Genomic DNA, 8,587 nt, shown 5'->3' with positions numbered 1-8,587 from the left:
GGCTCGCTCGATGAGATGGCCCAGGTGGTCGTCGCGCTCCTGCAGCCGTATTTGCAGCCCGATAATTATTAAACCTATTTAGGGGATGTTGTACTAGACCCGCATCAGCCCGCTCTGGCAGGGTGGCATCGTGAGCTGGACCAGGTGCAGGATTTCGACCAGGTCACGGAGATGGTCGGCCGCGCGTTCAAGCCCCATGCGATGCAGTTGCGCGACCCGGCCCGTACCCTTTCCACGCGCTTGTTTTCGACCCGGGTCGGGCGCCTGTCGCTCTTCTTCCTGGAGTACGGCGCCGAGGTTAAGGTCGAGCCGGATTGCTTCGATGGCTTCGTGCTGGTGGAGATTCCGCTGCGCGGCGGTGGCCGATACCGCTGCGGCCGCGAGGCGCTGGACGGCGATACCAGCCACGCCGTGGTGATGTCGCCCAACAAGCCCGTGCACCTGGAGCTGGCGCCCACGCTGTCCCAGCTGATCGTGCGGATCGACCAGGGCATGATTGACCGCGCCTGCGCCGCGCACCTGGGCTACCAGCCGAAAGAGGCAGTCAGTTTCGACCTCGGCCTGGACCTGGAGGGTCACGCCGGCCGTGCCTGGACCAGCACGCTGCGCCATGTGCTGGACGGCTGCGCCAGTTTTCCGGAATTGCTCGGCAACCCGATCTATTGCGCGCACATCGAGCAGATGCTGATCGACACGCTGCTCTACGCGCACTCGCACAACCTGTCGCACCGGTTTGATATCTCGCGCACGAAGCCCGCAGTGGCGCCGGCCTATGTGCGCCGGGCGGTGGAATACCTGGAAGCGCATGTGGCCGAGGCGGTGACGATGGATGCGCTGGCCGCCGCGGTGGGTGTGAGCAGCCGGGCGCTGTTCCTGACGTTCCGCGACACCTATGACCAGACCCCGATGGGCTACCTGCGCGAGCTGCGGTTGCAGCGCGTGCGCCAGGCGCTGTTGTCAGAGGGCTCGGCTTCAGCCAACCTGACGCACATTGCGCTGCAATGGGGCTTTTTCCACTACGGGCGGTTTGCCCAGTACTACAGCGAGCGTTTCGGCGAGCGGCCGCAGGATACGCTGCGGCGCGGCCGGCAACGCGGCTGAGCCGCCGACACGGAATAAGGGCCGCGTCATCCCGCAGGGAGCGCGGCCATCTTCTTTGGCTATTTGCCTGATGTGCCGGTCGGCGCATTGTTGGCGGCCCGGAAGATCTGTTCCGACACCCACGGATTGCCCATGGCGCCGCGGATGGTGGCGGTGCGCACGTCGTCTGGCAGGAACGCCACCTCGCCGTAGAGCGTCGACCATTTCTGGCAGTGGTCCACCAGCGGGCGCTCGCGCGCTTCCCAGGCTTCCAGCGCGGCCGGGATTTGCTCGGCGCGGCTCACGCCTTCGAGCGCGACGGCCAGCGCCAGGCCGTTCTGCATCGCCATGCCGCCGCCTTGCCCGAGGTTGGGCGGCTGCGCATGCGCGGCGTCGCCCAGGATGACGGTGCGGCCCGCCGACCACGCGCTGCACTTGATGATGCTGTACACGCCCCAGCTCACCTCGCTGCCGATGCGGTCGATCAGGTGCGCCCACTGCGGGAAGGCGGCGCTCCACAGCGCCTTGTCGATGTTGGTGTCGCGCGCGGCGCGGTCGCTCTCGGTGCAGGTCAGCGCCAGGTAGATCTGCTGCGCGTTGATGGGCGTGATCAGCAGGCGCCGCGTGCCGTTCCAGTTCTCGATGTACTTGCCGGCGTCTTGCGGCGGGATATCGCCCGGGCGGCTGTCGATCACCGTGCGCAGCGCGCCTTCGTCGGTCTGCTGGTGGTACATCTCCAGCCCGAGGGCCTGGCGCACGCGTGACCAGATCCCGTCCACACCTACCGCCAGGTCGGCGCGCGCGGTGTCGCCGTTGGCGAAGCGCAGTTCGCCGCGCGGCGTGGCGCCGATGATTTCGGCCGACGTGACCACCTTGACGCCCGCGCGCAGGCAGGCGTCGCGCAGCGCATCAAGCAGCTGGCTGCGCTTGACGGTGATCAGGCGCCTGCCAGCGGCGATGGGGGCCGATTCAATGATCTCGCCGCGGTGGTCGCGCTGTTCGAAGAAGCGGCCATGAAAGGCGTCGCGCACGGCGTCGTCGTACGCGCCCAGCGCTTCCAGCACGCGCAGCCCGTTTTCCCAGATATAGATGCCCGAGCCGGCAGCGCGCAGCGCCGGCTGGCGTTCGTAGACGGTAACGTCCCAGCCGCGATGGGCGAGTGCTGCGGCGGTGGCAAGTCCACCCAGGCCGCCGCCGGCGATGATTGCCGACAAAGTCTTGTCCATGTTTTCTCCTCCAAGTGTTCCTGATCCTGCACGCTCACACGAGCCAGGCGGCGTCGGGGCCGGCGGGCGCCGGCACGGCATCGCGCCAGACATACCACTCGCTGTACTGCCCGTCGGGGTCCCGCAGGAACAGGGCACGCTTCCAGGGCACATCGACGACCCGCTCCGGTGTGATCCCGCGGGCACCAAGCGCTTGCAGCGCTGCTTCCAGGGTGGCCTCGTCTTCCAGCTCGAAGGCGGCGTGGTGGTATGCCGCGTTGTCAGCGGCGACCAGGACCAGATTGTACGGATACGCAGCCAGGCTCGCGCCCAGGTAAGCGATGCCCTCTGCCTGGCGCACCACTTGCAAGCCGCCGATGCGGGTGTAGAAGTCCAGCATCGCGTCGAAGCGGGCGGTCTGGAGCACGGCGTGGGTGATGCGCCGCGGATGCAGGCTGGCGTCTGCGACGTGCCGCAACACCGGAGCGTCGTCGTAGAGGCCGACGGTGGACGGCTCGACCGCGTCCGGGTCCCACGTGCTGGTGAGCAGTTCCATCTCGCCGGACAGTACCGAGCGCCAGTCCTTCACCGTGTCGCAGTAGAACTCGTTGTAGTTGTGGTCGGGATCGAACAAGTAGACGCTGTGCGCCACCTGGTGGTCGACAGTCAGGTCCAGCGGCACGCCGGCCGCCTTCAGCCGGCGCCAGGCGTCCACCAGCGCTGCTTCGTTCTCCAGTTCCCAAGCCAGGTGGTTCAGGCCGGGCTTCAGGCCGATGGTGCCGGGCAACTGCAGCAGGCCGTTGCGGCCGTAGCGGTCCACGCCGCCAGTGGTCTTCATCATGCCAAGGTCGTGCGGCGTGTGGCCCGTGCCGAGGAAAGTGGCCTGCAGGTCCGGCTCCCAGAACTCTACGTTCAGCCCGCAGACCGCGCTGTAGAAGTTCTCGGAAATCTCCAGGTCGTCGACCCACAGGTTGACATGGCCAAGGCGGCGCGGGGCGAAAAAGTTGCCGGGCCGGGCCGGCGCAGGGGACGACATCGACGTCATGTCATGGGCTCCTTGTTTCGTGTTCGTGTTTCGGGCGTGTTGAGGCGAATGGCTTGCCTGCCTGGTTCCGGGGACGGCCTGGATTGCCGTGACGACGGGCCGCTGACGGCAGGTGCGAGTGCATCTTATCGACGGGCGGGGCCGCCGCGGACGCGCCACGCCAAATCGTTGCGGGATTCGGATGTCCGCTGCGGTTTCCGGACTGCGACGCCCACCGTGTTGCCCAACAATGCGTTCACCGCCAGCGCCTGGCCCTGATGCCGGCCGACGCGGAACCGCCCAAGGCGGAATAACAGACAGTGATACGACTAGGGAGCGCCCCATGCTTTGGATGCAGGCAGACCCGGCCCAGCGCCGGAAAATCCGTAACTGGCAGCACTACGCGCTGGCGATCGGCGTGTTGGGCGAGCTGTTCCTCGCCGGCGACTGGTACGGTTTCGCGGCCGTGATGACCTTCGTGTCGGAAGCGCTGCACCTGAGCCCGACCCAGGCCGGCTTCGTGCAGGGCGCCTTCGCCATCACCTACTGCATCGGCATGCTGTTCTGGTCGCCGTTCGCAAGGCGCTGGTCGGCACGCCGGCTCTTTGCCATCGGCCTGCTGGGAACAGGCGTGTTCATGCTGGCGCAGGCCGGCGCCGACAACTTTGCCGAGCTGGTGGCGGCGCGCCTGCTGATCGGCTTCTTTGACGCGGCAGTGTGGGTCGGCACGATGAAGCTGATCGTCGGCTGGTTTCCGTCGGAGCGCCACGGCGCGACCATGGGCATACTGCTGGCGGCCTTCAGCCTGGCGATCACGCTCGACTTCGCCATCGGTATCCCGGTGGCGGCTGCACTCGGCTGGCGCGTGTTCCTGCTGGCGCTGGGCGGCCTGACCTTGCTCGTCGGCTTGCTCGGGATGCTGACGATCAAGGGCAGCCCGCGCGAGATCGGCTTCCCGGACTTCAGGTGGCAGGCGGGCCCGAGCGTCGATCACCACGCGGCCAACGTCCCGCTGTCGCGCATCTTCCGCTCGCGCTGGATCTACGTTGGCTGGCTGGCGATCTTTGGCGACACCTTCGCGCTGGCGGCAACGGCGACCTGGGTGGTGCCGGCATTCATCCAGCAGCAGGGCATGCCCGTTGCCAACGCTGCGCTGGTCGGTACGCTGATGGGGCTGTCGCAGGTGGCCTTCCTGCTGATCGGCGGCTGGCTGTCGGATCGCATGCCGCGCCTGGTCATGATCAAGCTGGGCGCGCTGCTGTCGGTGGTCTCTGCGCTGAGCTTCGTCGCCGCCACACACTATGCAATGCCGTGGGCGATGCTGCTGACTATCGCGGGACTGAGCGGCGTGACGGTGCTGTCCGGCGGTGCAATCTTCAGCCAGGTCAGCGAACGCTATGGCGAGGCGCTGGCCGCGACTGCCATTGGCTATGCCGAGCTTGGCGGCATCGTTTCCACCTTTATCGCGCCGACGCTGATGGGCTGGGTCATCGAGCTGACGCACTCCTTCACGATGGCGTTCGTGGCTTTCTTCGGCGTCGAGGTGGTAGTGCTGGCTGCCTTGCTGATGCTGGCGGGCGACCGGCGCGCCGCGACGGCACCAGCGGTGGCGCACTGACGGCCCGGGCAACGACCAAGAGATCGCATGATGTCCGATTCTCACAAGCGACGCATCAACCCGCAGAACGAAGCCGACTTCAACCTGCGCCAGCGGCATCCCGATGCGCTCGACCAGATGGCCGGCTGGCAGCGCCACTCGGCCCTGGCCCGGGCTGCGCTGGCCCATGAGCCTGATGTGGCGTTCGGCGCGGCCCCGGATGAGCGGATGGATATCTTTCCCGCGGCCCGGTCCGGCGCGCCCGCGGTGATGTTTATCCATGGCGGCTACTGGCAGGCGGGGGACAAGCGCGATGTCTCGTTCGTTGCCTCGGCACTGGTTCACGCGGGCATCACCGTCGTGGTCAACAACTACACGCTGGCGCCGGCTGCGACGCTGGACCGCATGGTCGAGCAGACGGCCAGGGCCCTGCACTGGCTGCACCGCCATGCCGGGCGCTACGGCATCGACCCAGACCGCCTGCATGTGATGGGGCATTCGGCCGGTGGCCACCTGGCGGCAATGATGTTGACGGCGCATGGCAGCACGGCCGGCGCAGGAAAGGGGGGCGGCGCGCCGGTACGCAGCGCCATTGCGATCAGCGGCCTCTTCGACCTGGCGCCGCTGGTCGACACCAGCATCAACGACGCCCTGGGGCTCGATGCGGCCAGCGCCGGCCGCATGAGCCCTGTGCGGCTTGACCGCAACAGCGATGCGCCGCTTTACACGCTGGTCGGCGCGGACGAAACGGAAGGCTTCAAGGCACAGGCGCGCAGGATTGCTGCGTACTGGCAAGGTGTCCACGCGCTGGCGCCGGTCACCGGCCGCCATCACTATGACGTACTGAATATTTTCCGCGATGAAGGTAATCCGTGGCTGGCGGCGGTGGCCCGGGTAATCCGGGAAGACGCGCCTCTGAAAGCCTTCGCGATGCCTGGTGATTGAGGCGCGCCGAAACCTTTTTGTAATAACCACCTCGCATGGGTTGTACCGGCCGATCGTGGGTCGATCAGCAATGCTCCAGCGCAGGAACCTGAACCAGCTACCGCCTGCCGGCGCGTTGATCGTGCCGGCGCCGCTGAAGATCCAGAACGGGTCGGGCAGTCCGTTGCGGGTACTGGCGATCGCGGCCCTGAAAGAGCCGCAGACGTCCACAAGAAATGAAGGGAGACAATGAAACACCAACGCAGGATCCTGGCCGCCGTGGCGGCCGCCGGCAGCCTCGCCTCAGGCGCCGTGCAGGCCCAGAGCGCCGTGCAGATCTATGGCACGATCGACGCCTTTGCCGGCTCCATGCGCGCCAGTGGCGAAGCGCACAGCACCGCGGTCGTCGACAGTTCCGGCCTGACCACCTCGTACTGGGGCATTGGCGGGCAGGAAGCGCTGGGCAATGGCCTGAACGCCGAGTTCACGCTGGAGAGCTTTTTCCGCACGGACAATGGCAAGGTCGGCCGCTTCGACGGCGATGTCATGTTCGGGCGCAATGCCTTTGTCGGCCTGAATGGCGGCTTCGGCGCCATCAAGCTTGGCCGCAACACCACGCCGTGGTTCGTGTCCATGCTGCTGTTCAATCCGCTGGCCGACTCGGCGGTGTTCTCGCCGATGTTCCTGCACACCTACACCACGCCGCCGGGCGCGCCGGTGGGCAATTCGGTCGCGGGCGACACCGGCTGGGACAACTCCGTGCTGTACCAGAGTCCGGGCTTCGGCGGGCTGCGCTTCAATGCGATCTACGCCACCGGGGAGAGCACCGGGCACCAGGGCAAGCAGAACTACGGCGGCAATGCCACCTACTTCAACGGCAACTTTGGCGCCACGCTGGCGGTGCAGCGCGTGGGGGTCAATGCGCCGGAGTTCGCGGCCAGCGGCGCCAGATACCAGATGGCCTACCTGGCGGGCGTGTCCTACGACTTCAAGGTGGTCAAGCTGTTCGGCCAGTACGCGCAGTCGGACAACAGCTTCAGCACGCTGAGCCGGCAACGCAACCGCACCATGCAGGTGGGCGCCAGCGCCCCGCTGGGACCGGGCTCGCTGATGGCAACGTGGGTGCGTACCTGGCAGGGTGGCAACGAGACGCTGGGCTCGGCCCGCCGCGACACCACCACGCTGGCCTACGACTACCCGTTCTCCAAGCGCACCGACCTTTACGCCGCCTGGCGCTATGACAAGGTGACCGACCTGAACCCGGGCAACACCTTCGGCCTGGGCCTGCGCCACAAGTTCTAGTGTAGCGTTCTGTTCTTGTTGGAACTTATATGAATTCGGCGTCTCCAATGCTCTATTGCGACACAACGTGGAGAGAGCGAGTGCGAGTTGCCCCCGAGATCATGTTGACCGACGAGGAGCGAACCAAGTTGACGAAGCTGGTTCGGTCGAAGCTCACGAGCGTGAGGCTGGCGCAGCGCGCGCGCATCGTGCTGCTTGCCGCCAACGGAATGCAGAACAAGGACATCGCCGAGCAGTTGGGAATCGGACGTGTGCAGGTCGCGCGTTGGCGTGAGCGGTATGCGCAATCGGGGCTGGCCGGTATCGAACGCGACTTGCCGCGCGGTGCGCCGCCGGTGAAGGTGGACACGGCGCGGCTGGTGGAGCTGACCACGCAGAGCAAGCCCGAAGCAGCCACGCACTGGAGCACGCGCAAGATGGGCGCCGAGTTGGGCGTGAGCGCCAGCACCGTCATGCGCCATTGGCACGCCCACGGGTTGAAGCCGCACATCGTGCGCGGCTTCAAGGTCTCGCGCGATCCGAAGTTCGTCGAGAAGCTTGAAGACATCGTTGGCCTCTACATGTCGCCGCCCGAGCACGCGCTGGTGCTGTGCTGCGATGAGAAGAGCCAGGTGCAGGCGCTGGATCGCACGCAGCCCGGCTTGCCGTTGAAGAAGGGGCGTGCGGCCACCATGACGCATGACTACAAGCGCAACGGCACGACCACGCTGTTTGCCGCGCTCAACGTGCTCGATGGCCAGGTCATCGCCCAGTGCCAGCAGCGCCACCGCCATACCGAGTGGCTGAAGTTCCTGCGCAAGATCGACCGCGAGACGCCCAAGGACAAAACGCTGCATCTGATCGCCGACAACTACGCCACGCACAAGCATCCTGCGGTGCAGGACTGGCTGGCCAAGCATCCTCGATTCAACATGCACTTCACACCCACCTCGGCATCATGGCTGAACATGGTCGAGCGGTTCTTTCGCGACATCACAACCGAGCGACTTCGCCGCGGCGTATTCACCAGCGTGCCGGAACTGGTCGACGCCATCAACGAATACATCGCTCACCACAACACCAACCCCAAGCCGTTCATCTGGACCAAGAGCGCTCGCGACATCCTACAGAAGGTCATTCGCGCCAACCGCCGCTTAAGTTCCAAACAGAATGGAACGCTGCACTAGTTGCGGCCGCGGCGCCTCCCCGTCGAGGCGCCGACCAGCAATTCCTCAAGTTTGACACCCAGTTGTTCGATCTGCCGATCGAGCTTCTCGGCGCTGCCTGCCTCACTGGCAGCTCCTATCCTACCCGGAAAAACTCCACGCTCTGCCCTGCATTGACCGCCCGCCGCAGCCAGTCGGGCATGTCGCCCTGCCCGTCCCAACTCTGCCCCGCGGCATTGCGGTAGCAGACTGCTGGCGCTGGTGGGGGCGGCGGCGGGCGGTCAATGCAGGGCAGAGCGTGGAGTTTTTC

8 protein-coding genes are annotated in these 8,587 nt (G+C 66.3%); 5 read left to right on the top strand and 3 right to left on the bottom strand.

Annotated features, from left to right (window positions below):
• Positions 1-144 precede the first annotated feature (144 nt).
• Positions 145-1,101 carry an AraC family transcriptional regulator gene (locus AB1I47_RS32720; RefSeq protein ID WP_354687802.1) on the top strand — a complete coding sequence of 319 codons (957 nt, stop codon included), beginning with the start codon at positions 145-147 and terminating at the stop codon, positions 1,099-1,101.
• A gap of 59 nt (positions 1,102-1,160) precedes the next feature.
• Here AB1I47_RS32720 and AB1I47_RS32715 read toward each other — a convergent pair whose 3' ends face one another.
• Together AB1I47_RS32715 and AB1I47_RS32710 are read right to left on the bottom strand one after the other, a co-directional pair.
• The gene (locus AB1I47_RS32715; protein ID WP_354687801.1) at positions 1,161-2,306 is read right to left on the bottom strand and encodes an FAD-dependent oxidoreductase; all 1,146 of its coding nucleotides are present in this window, start codon (positions 2,304-2,306) and stop codon (positions 1,161-1,163) included.
• Positions 2,307-2,340: 34 nt separating this feature from the next.
• Positions 2,341-3,330: a VOC family protein gene (locus AB1I47_RS32710; RefSeq protein WP_354687800.1), complete on the bottom strand. Its 990-nt coding sequence runs from the start codon at positions 3,328-3,330 to the stop codon at positions 2,341-2,343.
• 322 nt (positions 3,331-3,652) lie between these two features.
• Between AB1I47_RS32710 and AB1I47_RS32705 the strand changes: the two genes are divergently transcribed.
• The 4 genes from AB1I47_RS32705 (at position 3,653) to AB1I47_RS32690 (ending at position 8,298) form a co-directional block, all read left to right on the top strand.
• A complete protein-coding gene (locus tag AB1I47_RS32705) occupies positions 3,653-4,927 on the top strand; it encodes an MFS transporter (RefSeq protein ID WP_354687799.1) in 1,275 nt (424 codons plus the stop codon).
• Between the two features lie 27 nt (positions 4,928-4,954).
• Positions 4,955-5,851, top strand: coding sequence for an alpha/beta hydrolase (locus AB1I47_RS32700; RefSeq protein ID WP_354687798.1), 897 nt, complete (start codon positions 4,955-4,957; stop codon positions 5,849-5,851).
• Between the two features lie 228 nt (positions 5,852-6,079).
• Complete coding sequence (locus AB1I47_RS32695) at positions 6,080-7,132, top strand: porin (RefSeq protein ID WP_354687797.1); 1,053 nt, start codon at positions 6,080-6,082, stop codon at positions 7,130-7,132.
• Between the two features lie 80 nt (positions 7,133-7,212).
• Complete coding sequence (locus tag AB1I47_RS32690) at positions 7,213-8,298, top strand: IS630 family transposase (RefSeq protein WP_407935950.1); 1,086 nt, start codon at positions 7,213-7,215, stop codon at positions 8,296-8,298.
• Between the two features lie 115 nt (positions 8,299-8,413).
• Here the strand turns inward: AB1I47_RS32690 and AB1I47_RS32685 are convergent.
• A partial coding sequence (locus AB1I47_RS32685) for an H-NS family nucleoid-associated regulatory protein (RefSeq protein ID WP_354687803.1) occupies positions 8,414-8,587 on the bottom strand: 174 nt, incomplete at its 5' end.

The organism is Cupriavidus necator, assembly GCF_040578825.1.
Taxonomy (GTDB): Bacteria; Pseudomonadota; Gammaproteobacteria; order Burkholderiales; family Burkholderiaceae; genus Cupriavidus; species Cupriavidus necator_E.
Note: the sequence above shows the minus strand (reverse complement) of the source record. Positions and strands in the feature narration are given on the sequence as shown.